The organism is Arthrobacter sp. MYb213, from assembly GCF_002979915.1.
Lineage (GTDB): Bacteria > Actinomycetota > Actinomycetes > Actinomycetales > Micrococcaceae > Glutamicibacter.
Window position 1 is genome coordinate 136,958 of record NZ_PCQA01000001.1, and the last position, 17,598, is coordinate 154,555.

The window sequence follows — 17,598 nt, forward strand, 5'->3', positions numbered from 1 at the left end:
TTCGACCCTCAGGCTGGTATTCAATGGATTTGACGCTAATCGTCGTCCTTGTCATCGCCTTGGCGTTGTTTTTCGACTTCACCAATGGTTTCCATGACACGGCCAATGCGATGGCCACTCCAATCGCAACCGGAGCAATCACTCCAAAAAAGGCTGTAGCTCTTGCCGCAATTTTGAACCTTGTTGGCGCGTTCCTCTCCACCGAGGTCGCAAAGACAATTTCAGGCGGCATTATCAACGAGGACCCCACTACGGGCGTGCAAATCATGCCCGAAATGATTTTTGCGGGTCTGATGGGCGCTGTGGTCTGGAACGTATTCACCTGGTTGCTTGGACTTCCTTCAAGCTCCTCCCACGCATTGTTTGGTGGCTTGGTGGGCGCGGCGATCGTCGGTGCCGGGTTTGGTGCTATCGATTACGGCGTGCTGCTGTCCAAGGTGCTGCTACCAGCGCTTTGTGCTCCGCTGATTGCTGGTGTTTCCGCGTACATGTGCACGAAGTTGGCGTATTCAATCACCAAACGTCAAAACGGTGCCTCGCCGAAGCGCGGTGGCTTCCGTTACGGACAGATCTTCTCCTCGTCGCTCGTTGCACTTGCCCACGGCACCAACGATGCGCAGAAGACCATGGGCGTAATCACGCTAACCCTTGTAGCCTCCGGCCTGCAGACCGCAGGCACCGGCCCGCACCTGTGGGTTGTGGCTACCTGTGCGATCGCGATCGCGCTTGGCACCTACACCGGTGGCTGGCGCATCATTCGCACCATGGGTTCGGGACTGACCGATGTGAAGCCGGCACAGGGCTTTGCCGCTGAGGTTTCTACCGCATCGGCGATCCTCACCTCCTCACACCTGGGCTTCGCACTGTCAACCACGCAGGTCGCTTCCGGTTCCGTCATCGGTTCCGGACTGGGACGTAAGGGCGCCGAAGTTCGCTGGGGAACCGCCGGACGTATCGCTTTGGGCTGGTTGTTCACCCTTCCAGCGGCGGCCATCATCGGCGGCCTAGCCGCTTGGCTCACCCACACCGGTGCGGTGGGCGTGGGAATCGTCGCCGTACTCGGTGTCGGAATGCTCTTGCTCTTCTGGTACCTGTCACGCAAGAACCATGTGGGACACGAAGACACCCTGTCAGACATCGATAATTCGGGTGCTGCGGTGAACATTCTGTCGAAGAAGGAGCGCCGTGCTCGTGCTAAGGCTGAAGCGAAAGCTGCCCGCAAGGCTGCGCAGGAAGCCATGGACAAGGAGCCAGATAACTCATGATCGATTGGTCAGCATTTCTTATCGTTGCGCTGGTTAGCTGGGTTGCGGCCCTATGCATCGTGACCGCCTATTCCTTTGGTGTCCGGCTACTTGCCGTGGCTCGCGACGAAGGCAGTAATACCTCGGCGAGTAAGCTCGGTGCGTACCTCTGCTTCGGCGTGTGCGGTGTGATCGTACTCTTCGGCGTGGTGCTTATCGTTCCGCAATTGAGCCGGGCAATTCTGGGCGCGTAACAGCGCCTTACCGGTAGTGCCTCACAACTAAATATTGCCTTCGATGGAGGCACCCCTAGACTGGAGCTATGACAAGCTTCAAGTACTACGTGGGTGCCTCCATCGACGGTTTTGTGGCCGACGAAGCCGGCGACACGCACTGGCTACGCCCGTATCGCGAACTCGCCGGATTTCGCGGCGACATGCAAGAGTTTTTTGACAATGTCGGCGCGGTGGTAATCGGCGGGAAAACCTACGAAACCATCGTCCGAGATGTCAGCGAAGGGCACCTGCAGTGGCCTTTTGGCACCAAGCCGGTGTGGATTTTCACGCATCACGAACTGCCTACGCTGCCCGATACCGACCTCACCTTTATTCGCGGTGAAATTAGTTTCTGGAGCCGGGATATCGCCAAAAGTGCCGGGGCCGGCGATGTCTGGCTGGTTGGTGGAGCGGATCTGGCTGGCGGATTCATTCAGGCCGGAATACTTGATGAACTGACGGTGATCACCGTGCCAGTGTTCCTCGGTAGCGGAGTGAATATCTTTGGGCGCAACGCTATGGCGCAACTGTCTGAACTGAAAATTCGCGAGCTCGGAGACGACATCTTCGCCTCCAGCTACGCGATTTCCTAACTACCGGTCAGCTGGTGACGGGCAAAAGCATGTTGGTGATTCGGGCGGTCGCCACCCGTTGACCCTCGTCGTTGGTGATGATGATTTCATGGGTGGTGATGCGCCGGCCCAAATGTATCGGGGTGCACACCCCGGTGACCAGCCCTGCGCGTCCGGCCTTATGGTGGGTGATGTTCAGATCAACCCCGACCGGGTTGGTCTTGCCTGCACCATGTAGCGCGGCGGCCATCGAACCTAAAGTCTCGGCCAAAGCTGCCGAGGCGCCGCCGTGCAAAATCCCCACCACCTGGGTATTGCCAGCCACGGGCATGGTGGCAGTGACACGCTCGACGCTGAACTCGGTGAAGTAAATATCCAGCTTCTCTACCAGCGTGCCCACTCCGTGTCCGTGCAACGCAGGCCACATCGCTCGGGGCACACCGTGCTTGGTTAATTGGGCCGCAAAAGGATGTGCTGAAGATTGCTCGGCGTGAGAAGTGTAATTGTCGCTCATGACAACTAGGCTAAAAGGCGTGAGCGAAACTACCAAAACGACATCTGCGTCGGACAAGAAACTTCTGATCATCGATGGGCATTCGATGGCCTTCCGCGCGTTCTATGCGCTGCCCGCCGAAAACTTTGCGACAAGCACCGGCCAGCATACAAATGCCGTCCACGGATTCGTCTCCATGTTGTTGACGATGATCCGCCAACAGAAGCCCACGCACGTCGCGGTGGCCTTCGACCTAGACACCCCCACCTTCCGTTCCTTGGAGTACACCGAATACAAGGGCGGGCGCAATAAGACTCCCGAGGAGTTCTACGGCCAGATCGACCTCATCGCGCAGGTGATGAAGGCGATGAACATTCCTAGCATCACGCTGGAAAGTTTTGAGGCCGACGATATTCTGGCCACCATGGCCACCCGGGGTGAGGAAGCCGGCTTCGAGGTACTGGTGGTTTCCGGGGACCGTGACGCCTTCCAGCTGATCACCGACCGGACCTTGGTGCTCTACCCGAAGAAGGGTATTAGCGATATTCCACCGATGGACGCCGAAGCGGTGGAAACTAAATACTTTGTACGCCCCGAGCGTTACTCGGACCTGGCCGCGTTGGTGGGCGAAACCGCCGATAACTTGCCAGGGGTGCCCGGAGTAGGACCTAAAACCGCAGCGAAGTGGTTGAACCTCTACGGCGATCTGGACGGAATTCTGGAGAACGCGGAATCGATTAAGGGCAAGGTCGGCGAGTCTTTGCGCGCCCACGTGGATAACGTGACGCGTAACCGTCGGTTGAACCAGTTGCGCCACGATTTGGAACTACCGGTGACCTTGGAGGAAACCGAGCTGGTGGCACCAAACCGCGAGGAGATCGAAAACCTCTTTGACGCGCTGGAATTTAACACCTTGCGCAAGCGTCTCTTTGACCTGTTTGCCGCCGAAGAGGATGAAGAGCAGCCCGAAGCAGCGGTTTTTGAACGCCTGGAAGCGAAAGACGCGGGCGCTTTGAGCGACTTTATTACCGCCGGGAAGGGCGCGCCGATTGCGGTGCAGCTGGCGGTGACCGGCGCAGAAGCCGTCGGTGTGGCGTTATTCCGCGAAGGTCAGGCGATCTGGCTCGAACTGGCCGGGCTGGATGAGGACAGCGAGAAGGTGTTGGCCGATTTCTTGGCCGATGCGCAGGCTCCGAAAATCTTCCACGATGCCAAGCTTGCCAAGCACCGGTTGATCGAACGTGGTTTTACTGTTGCCGGACTGGGCGATGACACGCTGATTAGCGCGTATCTGATTCAGCCTGATCGGCGTAGCCACGAGCTGGTCGATTTGGTGCAATACCACCTGAAGTACACGGTGCCGGTGCTCAAGCCCGCGAAGAAGGGGGAATTGGATCTCGGGTTGACCGCGGATCTGGCCGAACCGACGCTCGCGCAGGCGCAAGCAATCTTTGACCTCTCCGCGTTTTTGGCCATTAAGGTTGCCGAGAAGCATGCAGCGCAGCTAGCCGCCGAGATGGAACTGCCGCTGATCGACGTGCTCTTTGACATGGAACGTGCGGGCATTGCGGTGAGCCGTGAACGCCTAGACGAACTCAACGCGCATTTCACCGGGCAGGTTGAGCAGGCCACGAAGGAAGCCTACGAGTCGATCGGCCACGAGGTGAATCTTTCAAGCCCGAAGCAGTTGCAGGTGGTCTTGTTTGAAGAGCTGGATCTGCCGAAGACGAAAAAAATCAAAACCGGTTTCACTACCGATGCCGAATCCTTGCAGGACTTGTTGGTGAAAACCCAGCACCCATTCTTGGTCGCGCTCATGGCGTACCGCGAGGCGATTAAGCTACGCCAGACCGTGGAGGGGTTGCTGAAATCTATCGGTGACGATGGGCGGATTCACACCACCTACGCGCAGACCGTGGCGGCCACCGGGCGATTGTCTAGTCTGAACCCGAACCTGCAGAACATTCCGATCCGTTCCGAAGAGGGTCGGCGTATCCGCGACGTATTCATCGTCGGTGAGGGCTACGAAACCCTGCTGACCGTTGACTACTCGCAGATCGAAATGCGTATTATGGCGCACCTGTCCGGCGACGAAGGGCTGATCGAAGCCTATGAAAGCGGCGAGGACCTACACCGTTATGTCGGTTCGCACGTCTTTGGGGTGAGCCCTGCGGAAGTGAGCTCCGAGATGCGTTCCAAGGTCAAGGCGATGAGCTACGGGTTGGCTTATGGGCTGAGTTCCTTTGGGCTGTCCAAGCAGCTGAAGATTTCCGTGGACGAGGCGCGCACGCTGATGAAGGACTACTTTGCACGCTTTGGTGCGGTGCGAACCTACCTGCGTGCGGTGGTTGATCAGGCCCGTAAGGACGGGTACACGGAGACCATCTTCGGCCGGCGCCGGTACCTGCCGGAGCTGAACAGCTCGGATCGACGTTTGCGTGATATTGCCGAACGCGCGGCGCTAAACGCACCGATCCAGGGTTCGGCGGCGGATCTGCTCAAGGTCGCGATGCTGAAGATTTCGCAGCGGTTGCGCGAAGGATCGTACAAGTCGCGGATGCTCCTGCAGGTGCACGATGAGTTGGTGCTCGAGATTTCCGCAGGCGAGTTAGACGCGGTCCAAGAGCTGGTCACGCACGAAATGAGCCAGGCCGCGGACCTTTTGGTGCCGTTGGATGTCCAGCCGGGCATCGGCAAGTCCTGGCATGAGGCGGAGCACTAAAGCCAGTTCAGAATAGTCGAAGCCGCCGGGGTGCCCCTTTTTGGGGTGCACGCCGGCGGCTTTGAACCAATATCGGTCAGGGTGGCCCACCGGTCAGCCTGCGAAAGGTACAAACCATGAGTTCTGCGACACCCCAGGGAATTGGCCTCGAATTTTTTGCTGCCGAACAGGTAGCGAGGGGACCTGAGGAAGGTTGGGTGTCCTTTTCGCGTGCCGTCGGGCGGGGTTTTCATGACCCCGGCACGGATGCGGACAGCGAAAAGATTCTGGCCGAGATGGACCTGAAGGACGGTGTGCAGTACATCGGGGCCTACGATCGCTCGGCGCTCGCGCCAAGCTTGCATGTCAGTGACCCGGTGGGCACCTACCAGTATTATCCCGGGACGCTGAACGTTGGCGGGCCGAAGAACTTGGCGGTGCACCAGATTACCGCGGTGACGGTGAGCCCGACGCATCGCCGGCGCGGAATATTGCGCTCGATGATCACCTCGCACCTGGAGCAGGCCGAACGTGCAGGGGTGCCGGTGGCCGTGTTGACCGCCACCGAAGCCACCATCTACGGACGTTTTGGGTTCGGCCTAGCAGCGGAACAATGCCGCTTTGAACTGAATGTTGAGCAGGGGGCGCGGTTGCGCCGGCCGCATACCGGAAGCGTCGTAGCCGTGGATCCGGCGAGCATCGAAGAGCAGATGCTAGCGCTGCGCGTGGAGCATCAGCGTCTCACCGTGGGGGCGGTCAGCCACCGGAGTTTTGATATCGGGCGCGATATCGGGGCGTGGGAAAACCATGGGAACCTCAAACCGGTGAAAAATCTGCGCGCCGCGGTGCATTATGACGCCCACGGAACCGCCGATGGGTATTTGACCTACACCTTCGACGGGTGGACCAAAGAACCGGCCACGATGTCGGTGAAAACCTTGTGCACGACTAATGGCGCCGCACGCCTTGAGCTGCTGGACTATTTGGGCGCGCACGACCTGATTAAACGCGTGACCGGCTCGGCTCCGGTCGATGATGTGTTGCCGATCGCGCTTGAAAACCCGAGAGCCTACAGGGTGCTTGGCCGCGATGATCATCTGTGGTTGCGTATTTTGGATCTGCCGGCCGCGCTGTCGGCGCGCACGTACTACGGCGATGCGCAGCTGGTGGTCTCGGTGCGTGACGAGCTGGGTTACACCGCGGGGACCTGGCAGCTGCAGGTTGTCGACGGGAGTATGGTGGTGGCGCGCGTCGAGGGTCAAGATCCTGAGGTCTGGCTTGATTGCCGCGAGCTGGCCAGCCTTTATTTGGGCACTCGTAGCGCCACGCAGTTGGCCGATGCCGGATTGCTAGATACCGCTACACCGCAGCTTCTCACCGTACTTGATCGGGTCTTTGCTGGCCGGCAAGCACCCTATTGTCAGGTGGATTTTTAGCCCCCATGCAGTCAAATACACCAGTAGCGAACGCTGAGCTGTCACGTCGTCGGTTGTTACGCTTCGCTTTGGGTAGCGGCGCCGGGACGGTGGGTCTGCTAGGTTTGGCGGCGCTGAGCGGATGCGCGACGAAACCCGAAAGCTCAGCAACTTCGGCGACCGGGCAGGCCTCTGCACCGACGACGGCCAGTGCCTCTGCGCCAGCGTCCGACCCGACGAAGACCAGCTCGAGCGCGGAACCGTTGTTCAGCCCCAGTTTGAGCAAAAAAGAAGCGACGGCCCAATTTGGTCGGCGTGCGCCAGGGCAATTCGGACTCGAGGTGCCGGGGATTCAGCTCGCTCTACCCTCCGGGGCGCAGGGCGTGGCGCTGACCTTTGATGCCTGCGGGGGAGCCCATGGCAGCACAATGGATCATCGGTTGATCGAAGCATTGCGCACACACAAAACCCCGGCCACGTTGTTCGTCAATCAGCGGTGGGCACGCAGTAACCCGAAGCTGCTTAACGAACTGATCGCGGATCCTTTATTTGAGATCGCAAATCACGGCACCCAACATGCCCCGCTCAGTGTGGCGGGGCAGCAGGCGTACGGAATACCGGGCACCGGGTCTGTGGCGCAGGCATATGACGAAATTGTGCTGAACCAACGGTATTTGGCGCAGGAATTTGGCGTCCAGGCGCGTTTCTTCCGTTCGGGGACGGCGCATATGGATCAGGTGGGTGTGGCCCTCTGCCGGAAACTGGGGTTGGTGCCGATGAACTTCACCGTGAATATGGATGCTGGGGCGACGTTCCCGGCAGCCAGTGTTGCCAAGCAGGTGAGCGCGATGAAACCCGGGGACGTGGGGATCGGACACTTTAATCAGCCAAATTCCGGGACCGCACGCGGAGTAGATCGTGGGCTGAAGAAGCTGGCGGAGAACGGGATAAAAGTCGTCCGGCTCACCGCTGCTTGAGCAGGCCGGGAGCGTTGCGGGTGAGCCGATGCCCGCGGATCGGACACTATAAAAGCCTAAAAGTAATGAAGCTCACAAAGTGAGGCTGTCGATCTTAGACGTTTACGCTTTGACCCGCACTTAGCTTCGCGCGTAGACTTAGGAAGGCGTGTCATGGCTTTGTCATGTCCGCAGGTAAACTTTACCCACTCGAAACTCCGGGACTTCCGGAGTCTCGACTGATCAAATCTATCCACAACGGAGTCCCTACTACATGACCATCACCTCGAACGAGAACAACAGCGCACCAGTCGTTGCGATTAACGACATTGGATCTGCTGAGGACTTCCTGGCCGCAGTCGACGCCACCATCAAGTACTTCAATGATGGTGACCTCGTCGAAGGCGTCGTTGTTAAGGTTGACCACGACGAAGTTCTGCTCGACATCGGTTACAAGACCGAAGGTGTCATCCCTTCCCGCGAGCTTTCCATCAAGCACGATGTTGACCCAGGCGACGTTGTCGCTGTTGGTGACAACGTCGAAGCCTTGGTTCTGACCAAGGAAGATAAGGAAGGCCGTCTGATCTTGTCCAAGAAGCGCGCTCAGTACGAGCGTGCCTGGGGCGACATCGAAAAGATCAAGGAAGAAGACGGTGTCGTTACCGGTACCGTCATCGAGGTTGTCAAGGGTGGCCTCATCCTGGACATCGGCCTGCGTGGCTTCTTGCCAGCATCGCTCGTCGAGATGCGCCGTGTGCGCGACCTGGCGCCGTACATCGGTCAGGAAATCGAAGCCAAGATCATCGAGCTGGACAAGAACCGCAACAACGTTGTTCTTTCCCGCCGTGCCTGGCTTGAGCAGACCCAGTCTGAGGTTCGCTCGACCTTCCTCAACAAGTTGGAAAAGGGCCAGGTTCGTCCGGGCGTCGTTTCCTCCATCGTCAACTTCGGTGCATTCGTGGATCTTGGCGGCGTAGACGGTCTCGTCCACGTTTCCGAGCTGTCTTGGAAGCACATCGACCACCCATCAGAGGTTGTCGAAGTTGGCCAGGAAGTAACCGTAGAGGTTCTCGAAGTCGACCTAGACCGCGAGCGCGTTTCGCTATCGCTGAAGGCTACCCAGGAAGATCCTTGGCAGACCTTCGCCCGCACTCACGCGCTGGGCCAGGTTGTACCAGGTAAGGTCACCAAGCTGGTTCCATTCGGTGCGTTCGTTCGCGTCGAAGACGGCATCGAAGGCCTTGTTCACATCTCCGAGCTTGCAGTGCGCCACGTTGAGTTGGCCGAGCAGGTTGTCTCCGTGGGCGACGAGCTGTTCGTCAAGGTCATCGACATCGACCTGGAACGCCGCCGCATCTCGCTGTCGCTCAAGCAGGCTAACGAAGGCGTGGACCCAGAGGGTACCGAATTCGATCCAGCTCTCTACGGCATGGCCGCAGAGTACGACGAAGAGGGCAACTACAAGTACCCAGAGGGCTTCGATCCAGAGACCAACGAATGGCTCGAAGGCTTCGACACCCAGCGTTCGGCTTGGGAAGCACAGTACGCTTCCGCTCAGGAGCGTTGGGAAGCACACAAGAAGCAGGTTGTTGCTGCAATCGCTGCCGACGCAGAAGCAGAAGCAGAACCAGCCGCTACCGGCGGTTCGTCAGCTGCTGCTCCAGCATCGTACTCCTCGGAGGCACCAGCCACCGATGCAGGCACCCTGGCTTCGGACGAAGCACTTGCTGCACTGCGCGAAAAGCTGACCGGCAACTAATTTCGATTAGTGCTAGTGAGCTTGGCGAAGAGCTAAGTAAACGCTGAATGAGAAGGTCCAACCCATTGCGGGTTGGACCTTTTCTGTTTAATAAGCGGCGTAGCCGGCGAGGTGGGCTCTTAGTCATCCTTCGTGCTGAGTGTGAGGCCGGCAGATCGACCCAAAGATGGAGTGCGCGCAGAATGTAACAGTTATAGACTAAACCCTGTGGGTCTCCAAGTTGGGACCGGTGAGGGATAGGCATGAAGCAGTCAATGAGCAGCGACGCTTTGATAGGGCATCATGCCACCGAGGGGAAGCTAGTACCTTTTTACTCGGTCGGCATCGATGAATGGCGAGAGGTGCCTGGCGCGCTGCCCAATATGCTGGTGATCCTTGCCAGTTGGATTCCGTTAATAGCTTTGAACGTCTACCTGTTTCGCTTCGCTTTCCCTCAACGACCGGAGATGGAAGTCGGAAAACTGTTGACCTTCTCGGTCATAGCCGCCTGCATCGCGATCATGTGGGCCGCCGCGCGGATCGCCCCTTGGTTGGCTCTAGCAGCAACCGCCACGCTCTACCTCATTTTGCAGCCAAATGGAACCGCGCAACTGGTGGTGTTGGGATGTGCGAGCTGGTTTGCGCTCCTGGCGCTCAGCGGAATGATCAACCAGTGGCGACTGATCCTCAGACTGCGCCGATGGCGGGCTCATGCAACCTCCACGGTGCTCATCCCGAGCGAACAATTACGAGAATTGCGCGTCTACCGGCAACTGCCGAGCACACTGTGGTATTTGGCCTTAGGCTCGATCCTCTACCCGCTACTGAAGCTCATCTGGCAGTTCCTCACCGACGCCGAGCAGGTATTTTCCGACCTGGATCCCGAGCGCATTGATGGGTTCTTGATCGGAAGCGTCGCACTGGGACTGTGCCTGATCGTGTTATTGGTGCGTTGGGTCGAACAAGGCATCGTGGGGCATATTGCTCTGGAAGTCCCGTTGGCCAGCGAATTTGGGCCGCTAAGTTTTGTGGCGATCGGCGCCTCGGTGGCACGCGAGCCGGAAAATGGCGTGCGCTGTGAATGTACCGACCCCACGGAAGATTCCAAGAGCAGCGAATATGAGCAGTTTGTTGAATGTTTGGATCGGTGTGCGGTGCACGGGGTGGGTGCGGTCAACGCGTTGCGCGGGGCTGAATTTACTCGGATTGCCGATCAGCCCTGGGTGTACGGCGAACATGCCAATGATCGGTTGCTGCGAAAAACAGATCGACTGGTGATCGCCGGGTTCAGTGGGTGGGATTCCAAGCCGGTGCGTTTGCAGGTAGACACGGTGTTCGGGCAGGGGAGCGTTGCGCCAGCAAACTACCTCCCGAAGCGGGCCGCTGAACCATTGTGCCGGGCCAAGCGAAAAATGTCATGGCGAAACTGTGTTGATACTCCATTGGTGGCAGAGGAGTTTAACCCCGCCACGATGCGAGTGTTGGATCAGACTCCGCTGGGCCCGCTGGGATTGACTGGGTATGCGGTGCGCGTGGCAGGGCAACGACCATTTCTTGTAGACCACCCGGTGCGCTAAACCTCGGGGCGGTCGTTGATCGTATTGCGACGTGGTCTTTGGGTGGGATCCATAAATTTGGGCAGGATCACCTGGGGTAGCCCACCATTGGAGATGACCTTAAGGATTCCCGCATGCACGTCGTGATGATGCGCTGTGCACAGGCAACAGCCAAGATGCACGGCGGTCGGTCCGCCAAGGGACCACCACCAAATATGGTGCAATTCGCAGTGTTCGGGCGCAACGGTGCACCCGGGCACGATACAGCCGCGATCTCTGGCCTTGATCGCCCGACGCATATACGCCGGGAAATTTCGTTGTTGGCGTCCGATATCCAAAATTTCTCCACGACCACCGAGGACCAGTGGAATGATTTTTGCTCTGGCCAGTGCCTGACGTAGTTCGGCGGGCCGCAACGTGAAACCATGTTCGGTTACCCCGTAAGTGGTGGCCAGCCCGGTGAGTTCGGCTAAGGAAAGGTGAACCATGATGGTGGGCTGGACTACCGGAATTTCTGCTTCTTCGAGTTCCATTAGCTGCGTTGAAGCTTCAGTGTCGTGAATTTTGCGCAGCAGCTGGTTTAGCTTGTGACCATTAACCTTCAACAACATCAACAGGGCTTGTAAACGTCGCCGGGCAACGCTTGCCTCGGTGAGCGGATTCCAGGTGGCGCTGGCTGCTTCGGCCTCGGTCACAAAATCGGGATGTTCGGCGGTGCTGGCCGCAGATTGCTCGGCGTCTACTTGCCGGCTGGCCGCACCGGCTGCGGTGCGTGGGTTATCTCCCTGGTTGAGCAGTGACTCGAAACCGTCGGCGTCCAGCGGGATCAGCCGTACCTCATAGATGATCAGACCCTCCCTTTCACCTTTGCGATACACTCCGGCGCCGGCTTGTGGGTCCGTTACTGCGTGTTGTTCCTTGGCGGATTTGATCAGCCGGTTCAATTTTTTGGTGCGAGTTTTAGGTTCTGGCTCGGCTAGTACCTCAAGCGCTGCCTGTTCGAGCAGTTGGCCGGCTCCATTCTGGGCGCTGGCGGTGGCGGGGGAGTCGAGTTCACCGGCAGTCGGTTCGAACTTTTCTAAGCGGCGAGCGGTGCTCAGGGACTCACGCGGGTCCGGGCCGGCGGTGTTGAACCGCTTGGCAAGCGCCGTGAATTGTGCGGGGCAGCGGTTACCTTGGGCATCGAACTGGCAAATCATCAGGTGGGAGTCGTTCACCCTGCGTCGTGCTTCAAAAAAGTCCAGGTTGAGCCAGGCGGCAAGCATCTCGGCCGCGCCCTTAAAGCTGGGGCGGGAAGCGGTGAGCATCGGGGCGGCTGCCAGATCGCAGGCGTTGGACCGCAAGGCGTCAAGCTGCGTGATATCTAGTTGGTGGGCGCCGGTGGCCTCGATGAGGTGAGCGCAGTGAATTTGGGTGCGCACGGTCTCATGAGCCAGGGCCTCGGTGCCGGCGGTCAGTAGCAGTGCGGCCCGAGGATCGGACACGGAAGAAAGGTGAGTGCGAATGGCGGATTGAAGTTCTGGGGCTACCGCGGACAGGGCGATGAGCTCTGAGGTGCAAAGCTCCTGAGAGTCGGCCAAGGTTGTGTGCAGCTCGGTGAGTAGCTGCATGATCCGCGTTGTCATAAAGCCAGTGTGCACTCGGGGCCGCGGCCGGGAATTAGCTGGGCTGCCGGATGTGGATAAGCCTAGCGGCGGCGGATCGAACGGGTCACGGTGAAGGTTGCGTTGCGCGCCAGCTGTGTGGTGGGGCCGATGCGGCGGGTCAGTTCGCTGCGGTAGCGCAGGTGCGAGTTGAACACGCACAGTAGTTCGCCGTCATCGGCCAGGACGCGGGCGACCTCATCGAACAACTTTAATGCGATCCCTGCGTGCACGGTGTTGCCGATGTGGAACGGCGGGTTCAAGGTGATGAGTGTAGCGCTGGCCGGTGTGTGGCGGCTGAGCCCGTCGTCCTGTACCGCGGTGATTCGCTCGGCAAGATCGTTGGCCTGCGCGGATAAGCCGGTGGAGGTCACCGCGGAGGCAGAATGATCCGAGGCGTCGACGCGTAGCTGGGGGTGGGTGAGCGCCGCGTACACACCGATGGAACCGTTGCCGCAGGCCAGATCGAGCAAGCTGGCGTGCGCGCTGAGATCAGGCAGGTTTTCCAATAACAACCGGGTGCCCGGATCTAAGCGTTGTGCCCCGAAGGTGGCGGCCCCAGCGCGCAGCGTGAATTCGGTCCCGTTGACGGTGTGGGTGGCGCTGCGTGGGTAGTCGCGGGCGGATGCTTCTGGCTGCGGGGTGCTCGCGGAAAGGACGCGCGCCTTTTGCCGGGCGAGAGAAACGTCGAGGGTGGAGAAATATTTGCTGAGCGTCTCATTCATCGCGCGGTTCATATGTTTGAGCATCCCGCCGGCATGCACGATGGCCGCAGGGTCGCACACGTCGGCGATGGCGGCGGCCTGCTCGTCGAGCACGTCTAGGCCGCGCGGCAGGCGTAGCAACACCAGCGAAGCGTCTTGCGCCACGGAATCGAGGGGGAAAAATTGTACGACGTTGACCGCGTGTGGGGCGAGAGCTTGCAGGTTGGCGGTGATCGCGCGCCGGGAAGTGAGCGAATCGGTATGCACCCGCAGCGAGGTGGCTCCGGCTGTCAGCGCGCCCAGGGTCAGCGCGCCGTAGTGGTCCCCGATGATGGACACGGTCTGTGGCCAGTGCGTGACGGTATCGAGGAGGAGTCGGTCCGCGGCGTCGTGGGCGAAGAGGTTTTGCCCCTCGACCTCGGGCCAGCGGCGTAGCTTGTTCAGCAGTTCGTGTGTCATGAATCCACCCAGGTGGTGTGGCCAGCGCGGAGCATTCCGGCGCCGGAGGTGAGTGTGGCGATAAAAGTGTGCAGTTGTTCGGTGGCGGCTGGTTCGTCGTTGATGCCGATGCTCAGTACCGCGTGGGCGTCGCCCCAGTGCGTGTCGCCGAGTTGATAGCCGGCGGAGCGCAGCTCGTTTTCCCAGCGTGCGGCCCACCCATGATCGGCCGAGAGCTCAAAGAGGCGTAGCCGCTGCACGGTGCAAAGACTCGCCTTCGCTAGCGCCTGGGAGACCGAGTCCGAGTAGGCACGCACCAATCCGCCGGCGCCGAGTTTGATGCCGCCAAAGTAGCGTACGGTCACCGCGAGGATGTCGGTCAGATCCGTTCCACTGCCGGTGTCGCGTTTTGCTAGCGCCTCAAGCATCGGCAGCCCGGCGGTTCCCGAGGGCTCGCCGTCGTCGTTGGAGCGCTGGGTCATTCGATCCGGACCAAGAATGAAGGCGCTGCAATGGTGGCGGGCGTCAAAATGGGTTTTGCGTAGGGTCGCGATGTGGGCACGGGCGTCGGCCTCGGTCTGCACCCGGTATAAGTAGGTGATGAAGCGCGAACGCTTAATTTCGAGCTCATGCACCGCGTCCACACGAAGCGTCGTGTAGCTAGTCGCGGCCGAGTCGTTGGTGTTCATCGTACTTAGTTTATAGGGTGGTAGACATGATCCATGTGGGACTGACCGGCGGCGTGGCTTCCGGCAAATCGGCAGTAGCAACACAATTAGCCAAATTGGGTGCGGTAGTCATCGACGCGGATAAGCTCGCCCGCGAGGTGGTGGCGCCCGGAACCGAAGGGTTAGCGCAGATCCGGCAGGCTTTTGGTCACCAAGTTTTGGCCTCCGATGGTTCGCTGGACCGGGCGGCCCTCGGCGCGTTGGTCTTTAGTGATGAGGCGCAACGACTGAAGCTGAACGCAATCGTGCACCCGTTGGTACGCGCCGAGGCTAACCGTCTGCGTGCCGCCGCAAGCAGCGAGGCGGTAGTGGTCGAGGACATCCCCTTGCTCGTCGAATCAGGCCAGGCGGATCGTTTTGATTTGGTGCTGGTGGTGCAGGCGCCACATGATGAGCGGATCCGGCGGATGGTTGAAGATCGCCGGTGGAGCGTGGCCGAGGCTGAATCTCGGATGGCCGCGCAGGCCAGTGACGCGGATCGCGCGGCGATGGCCGATCATTTGTTGATGAATGATGGCACACTTGAACAGCTCCAAGCACAAGTGACCGAACTATTTGAGAAGGAATTAAACCGCTGATGCAGAAAATTTCGAAGTGGACGATGCTCGCCAGTTTTGCCGTGGCATTGTTGCTCTGGTTGGGCTTTGGTGGACGCACTGAATTTGTAGCCTCGGATGGTCCGTACTCGCCGGTGGTTTATATCGCCGGGTGGATTGCCTTGCTTGGATTGCTCTCGGCGACCTTGCTGACCGTGAGTTTCTTCGGCGCACAGATTCGCCGGACCGCCACGCGTAACGCGATTCGCACCGGAATGCGCTTGGGCGGCAAGTAATTTCACGTTCAGCAGGTACTCAGGCGTAGGCGAGTGTCGGTTGCGCTGGTTATGCTGGAATCATGAGTCTTGCCCAGCCGATTAAACGTGTAGTAGCTCCCTTCGAAGTCATCAGCGATTATGTTCCGGCGGGGGACCAACCCACGGCGATTAAAGAGCTGACCGAACGGATCAACGGCGGCGAAAAAGATATTGTGCTGCTCGGCGCTACGGGCACCGGTAAGTCCGCTACCACCGCCTGGCTGATCGAGCAGGTGCAACGCCCCACGTTGGTGCTGGTGCAAAATAAGACCCTCGCCGCACAGCTAGCCAATGAGTTTCGCGAGCTGATGCCAAATAACGCGATCGAATACTTCGTGTCTTACTACGACTACTACCAGCCCGAAGCGTATGTGGCACAGACCGATACCTTTATCGAGAAGGATTCCTCGGTCAACGAAGAGGTGGAGCGGCTACGCCACTCGGCGACCAATGCGTTGCTCACCCGCAGAGATGTGATCGTGGTGGCAACGGTCTCGTGCATTTATGGTTTGGGTACGCCGGAAGAATATGTGGCCGGCATGGTGACCGTGCGCCAGGGCGAAGAATTAAACCGCGATGCGATGTTGCGCCAGTTCGTGAACATGCAGTACACACGCAACGATATGGACTTCCATCGCGGAACCTTCCGGGTCCGTGGGGATACCGTGGAGATCATCCCGATGTACGAGGAGCAGGCGCTACGCATCGAGTTTTTCGGTGACGAAGTGGAAGCGATCTACACCCTGCACCCGGTGACCGGTGAGGTGATCCGCGAAGAAACCGAGATGTACATCTTCCCGGCCAGCCACTATGTTGCCGGTGCCGAGCGCATGCACAAGGCGATTAAAACCATCGAAGATGAGCTGGCTGCTCGACTCAAAGAACTTGAATCGCAAAATAAGCTTGTCGAAGCCCAGCGGTTGCGCATGCGCACCACCTATGACCTGGAAATGATGGAGCAGATGGGCTTCTGCAACGGCATCGAAAACTATTCACGGCATATCGACGGGCGCGAATCGGGCAGTGCGCCACACTGCTTGCTAGATTATTTCCCCGATGATTTCTTGATGGTCATCGACGAGTCCCATGTCACCGTGCCGCAAATTGGTGCGATGTATGAGGGTGATATGTCGCGTAAGCGTACCTTGGTGGAACACGGCTTCCGTCTGCCTTCGGCCATGGATAACCGGCCCTTGAAGTGGGACGAGTTCTTGGAACGCATCGGGCAGACCGTGTATCTTTCGGCGACCCCGGGCAAATATGAGCTGGGCAAGGCCGATGGTTTTGTGGAGCAGATTATCCGTCCAACAGGACTGATCGACCCAGAAATCATCGTGAAGCCAACCAAGGGTCAAATTGATGACCTGCTCGATGAGATCCGCGTGCGTGTAGAACGTAATGAGCGCGTATTGGTTACCACGCTGACCAAACGAATGGCAGAGGATCTGACCGACTACCTCACCGAACATCAGGTCCGCGTGCAATACCTGCACTCGGACGTTGATACGATCCGCCGTGTGGAGTTGCTGCGTGAATTGCGTATGGGCTCCTATGACGTGTTGGTAGGAATTAACCTGCTGCGTGAGGGACTGGACTTGCCGGAGGTGTCCTTGGTCGCGATTCTGGATGCCGATAAGCAGGGGTTCTTGCGTTCGGCGACCTCGCTGATTCAGACCATTGGCCGTGCTGCACGTAACGTATCGGGCCAGGTGATCATGTATGCGGATAAGATCACCGATGCCATGGACAAGGCCATTGATGAGACCAACCGTCGCCGCGAAATCCAGCGGGCACATAATACGAAGCACGGTATCGATCCGACCCCATTGCGCAAGAAGATTGCCGATATCACCGATCAGCTGGCCCGCGAGGATGCAGACACGCAAGAGCTGCTGAACAACAATCGGCTGGCCAAGGACGCAAAGCGCACGAAGTCCTCGAAGATTCGTCAGGACGGTTTGGCAGCCGCGCCGGCAGAGGATCTATTGGGTCAGATTGAAGAAATGACCGCTCAGATGCATGCCGCCGCCGGGGAACTGCAGTTCGAACTGGCTGCGCGTATTCGCGACGAGGTGGGCGAGCTCAAGAAAGAACTGCGTCAAATGAAGGATGCTGGCCACGCGTAACATGATGTTAACTTCGGCTAACTAACCGCTGTTTGATAAGTAGTTATACCGTCTTTTTAGGCTCGTAGAGTGGAATTGGAAGTGCGTGATGGTACTTATCACGCGTCATGAGTAAAGCTTGTACGCTAGACTTAACTCTCGTACGTAGGGGAGTAT

The 17,598-nt window shown here is 58.8% G+C and carries 15 protein-coding genes; 11 read left to right on the plus strand and 4 right to left on the minus strand.

Annotated features, from left to right (window positions below; genetic code table 11):
* The first annotated feature begins 23 nt into the window (after window positions 1-23).
* The 3 genes from CQ011_RS00635 (at window position 24) to CQ011_RS00645 (ending at window position 2,112) form a co-directional block, all read left to right on the plus strand.
* Window positions 24-1,265 (plus strand): inorganic phosphate transporter, encoded by a 1,242-nt coding sequence (locus tag CQ011_RS00635; RefSeq protein ID WP_105673691.1) that lies wholly within the window; start codon window positions 24-26, stop codon window positions 1,263-1,265.
* The gene (locus CQ011_RS00640) at window positions 1,262-1,498 is read left to right on the plus strand and encodes a hypothetical protein (protein WP_105673693.1); all 237 of its coding nucleotides are present in this window, start codon (window positions 1,262-1,264) and stop codon (window positions 1,496-1,498) included. The genes CQ011_RS00635 and CQ011_RS00640 overlap by 4 nt, the downstream gene beginning before the upstream one ends.
* A gap of 68 nt (window positions 1,499-1,566) precedes the next feature.
* Entirely contained in the window at window positions 1,567-2,112 is a 546-nt protein-coding gene (locus CQ011_RS00645; protein WP_105673695.1) for a dihydrofolate reductase family protein, read from the plus strand.
* 7 nt (window positions 2,113-2,119) lie between these two features.
* Here the strand turns inward: CQ011_RS00645 and CQ011_RS00650 are convergent, their stop codons facing one another.
* On the minus strand, window positions 2,120-2,605 hold the full coding sequence (locus CQ011_RS00650) for a hotdog fold thioesterase (protein WP_105673697.1): 486 nt from the start codon (window positions 2,603-2,605) through the stop codon (window positions 2,120-2,122).
* Here CQ011_RS00650 and polA point away from each other — a divergent pair.
* The 5 genes from polA to CQ011_RS00675 all read left to right on the plus strand — a co-directional run bounded on the left by polA (window position 2,604) and on the right by CQ011_RS00675 (window position 10,971).
* Entirely contained in the window at window positions 2,604-5,306 is a 2,703-nt protein-coding gene (gene polA / locus CQ011_RS00655) for a DNA polymerase I (protein ID WP_105673699.1), read from the plus strand. The genes CQ011_RS00650 and polA overlap by 2 nt on opposite strands.
* Before the next feature lie 116 nt (window positions 5,307-5,422).
* Window positions 5,423-6,721 (plus strand): GNAT family N-acetyltransferase, encoded by a 1,299-nt coding sequence (locus CQ011_RS00660; RefSeq protein ID WP_105673700.1) that lies wholly within the window; start codon window positions 5,423-5,425, stop codon window positions 6,719-6,721.
* Between the two features lie 5 nt (window positions 6,722-6,726).
* Complete coding sequence (locus tag CQ011_RS00665; protein ID WP_105673702.1) at window positions 6,727-7,677, plus strand: polysaccharide deacetylase family protein; 951 nt, start codon at window positions 6,727-6,729, stop codon at window positions 7,675-7,677.
* Window positions 7,678-7,930: 253 nt separating this feature from the next.
* Window positions 7,931-9,415 (plus strand): 30S ribosomal protein S1, encoded by a 1,485-nt coding sequence (gene rpsA / locus CQ011_RS00670; protein WP_096253801.1) that lies wholly within the window; start codon window positions 7,931-7,933, stop codon window positions 9,413-9,415.
* A 242-nt stretch (window positions 9,416-9,657) separates the two neighbouring features.
* Window positions 9,658-10,971: a hypothetical protein gene (locus CQ011_RS00675; RefSeq protein ID WP_181147943.1), complete on the plus strand. Its 1,314-nt coding sequence runs from the start codon at window positions 9,658-9,660 to the stop codon at window positions 10,969-10,971.
* Here CQ011_RS00675 and CQ011_RS00680 read toward each other — a convergent pair.
* From CQ011_RS00680 to CQ011_RS00690, 3 genes are all read right to left on the minus strand, one after another.
* Window positions 10,968-12,575: an HNH endonuclease signature motif containing protein gene (locus CQ011_RS00680; RefSeq protein ID WP_146112537.1), complete on the minus strand. Its 1,608-nt coding sequence runs from the start codon at window positions 12,573-12,575 to the stop codon at window positions 10,968-10,970. The two genes, CQ011_RS00675 and CQ011_RS00680, sit on opposite strands and share 4 nt — an antisense overlap.
* Window positions 12,576-12,637: 62 nt before the next feature.
* Window positions 12,638-13,756, minus strand: a complete 1,119-nt coding sequence (locus CQ011_RS00685) for a class I SAM-dependent methyltransferase (protein WP_105673708.1) — start codon at window positions 13,754-13,756, stop codon at window positions 12,638-12,640.
* On the minus strand, window positions 13,753-14,424 hold the full coding sequence (locus tag CQ011_RS00690; protein ID WP_105673710.1) for a YigZ family protein: 672 nt from the start codon (window positions 14,422-14,424) through the stop codon (window positions 13,753-13,755). Before CQ011_RS00690 ends, CQ011_RS00685 begins: the two co-directional genes overlap by 4 nt.
* Before the next feature lie 26 nt (window positions 14,425-14,450).
* Here CQ011_RS00690 and coaE point away from each other — a divergent pair, with 26 nt between their 5' ends.
* From coaE to uvrB, 3 genes are all read left to right on the plus strand, one after another.
* Window positions 14,451-15,041 (plus strand): dephospho-CoA kinase, encoded by a 591-nt coding sequence (gene coaE, locus CQ011_RS00695; protein ID WP_105673712.1) that lies wholly within the window; start codon window positions 14,451-14,453, stop codon window positions 15,039-15,041.
* Window positions 15,041-15,295 carry a hypothetical protein gene (locus CQ011_RS00700; protein WP_105673715.1) on the plus strand — a complete coding sequence of 85 codons (255 nt, stop codon included), beginning with the start codon at window positions 15,041-15,043 and terminating at the stop codon, window positions 15,293-15,295. Before coaE ends, CQ011_RS00700 begins: the two co-directional genes overlap by 1 nt.
* A gap of 62 nt (window positions 15,296-15,357) precedes the next feature.
* A complete protein-coding gene (gene uvrB / locus CQ011_RS00705; protein WP_105673717.1) occupies window positions 15,358-17,442 on the plus strand; it encodes an excinuclease ABC subunit UvrB in 2,085 nt (694 codons plus the stop codon).
* Window positions 17,443-17,598 lie beyond the last annotated feature (156 nt).

Bases quoted from the DNA above. Each gene is read 5' to 3' on its own strand.
- CQ011_RS00635 (WP_105673691.1), top strand. From the start codon at position 24: ATGGATTTGACGCTAATCGTCGTCCTTGTCATCGCCTTGGCGTTGTTT.
- CQ011_RS00640 (WP_105673693.1), top strand. From the start codon at position 1,262: ATGATCGATTGGTCAGCATTTCTTATCGTTGCGCTGGTTAGCTGGGTT.
- CQ011_RS00645 (WP_105673695.1), top strand. From the start codon at position 1,567: ATGACAAGCTTCAAGTACTACGTGGGTGCCTCCATCGACGGTTTTGTG.
- polA (WP_105673699.1), top strand. From the start codon at position 2,604: ATGACAACTAGGCTAAAAGGCGTGAGCGAAACTACCAAAACGACATCT.
- CQ011_RS00650 (WP_105673697.1), bottom strand. From the start codon at position 2,605: ATGAGCGACAATTACACTTCTCACGCCGAGCAATCTTCAGCACATCCT.
- CQ011_RS00660 (WP_105673700.1), top strand. From the start codon at position 5,423: ATGAGTTCTGCGACACCCCAGGGAATTGGCCTCGAATTTTTTGCTGCC.
- CQ011_RS00665 (WP_105673702.1), top strand. From the start codon at position 6,727: ATGCAGTCAAATACACCAGTAGCGAACGCTGAGCTGTCACGTCGTCGG.
- rpsA (WP_096253801.1), top strand. From the start codon at position 7,931: ATGACCATCACCTCGAACGAGAACAACAGCGCACCAGTCGTTGCGATT.
- CQ011_RS00675 (WP_181147943.1), top strand. From the start codon at position 9,658: ATGAAGCAGTCAATGAGCAGCGACGCTTTGATAGGGCATCATGCCACC.
- CQ011_RS00680 (WP_146112537.1), bottom strand. From the start codon at position 12,575: ATGACAACGCGGATCATGCAGCTACTCACCGAGCTGCACACAACCTTG.
- CQ011_RS00685 (WP_105673708.1), bottom strand. From the start codon at position 13,756: ATGACACACGAACTGCTGAACAAGCTACGCCGCTGGCCCGAGGTCGAG.
- CQ011_RS00690 (WP_105673710.1), bottom strand. From the start codon at position 14,424: ATGAACACCAACGACTCGGCCGCGACTAGCTACACGACGCTTCGTGTG.
- coaE (WP_105673712.1), top strand. From the start codon at position 14,451: ATGATCCATGTGGGACTGACCGGCGGCGTGGCTTCCGGCAAATCGGCA.
- CQ011_RS00700 (WP_105673715.1), top strand. From the start codon at position 15,041: ATGCAGAAAATTTCGAAGTGGACGATGCTCGCCAGTTTTGCCGTGGCA.
- uvrB (WP_105673717.1), top strand. From the start codon at position 15,358: ATGAGTCTTGCCCAGCCGATTAAACGTGTAGTAGCTCCCTTCGAAGTC.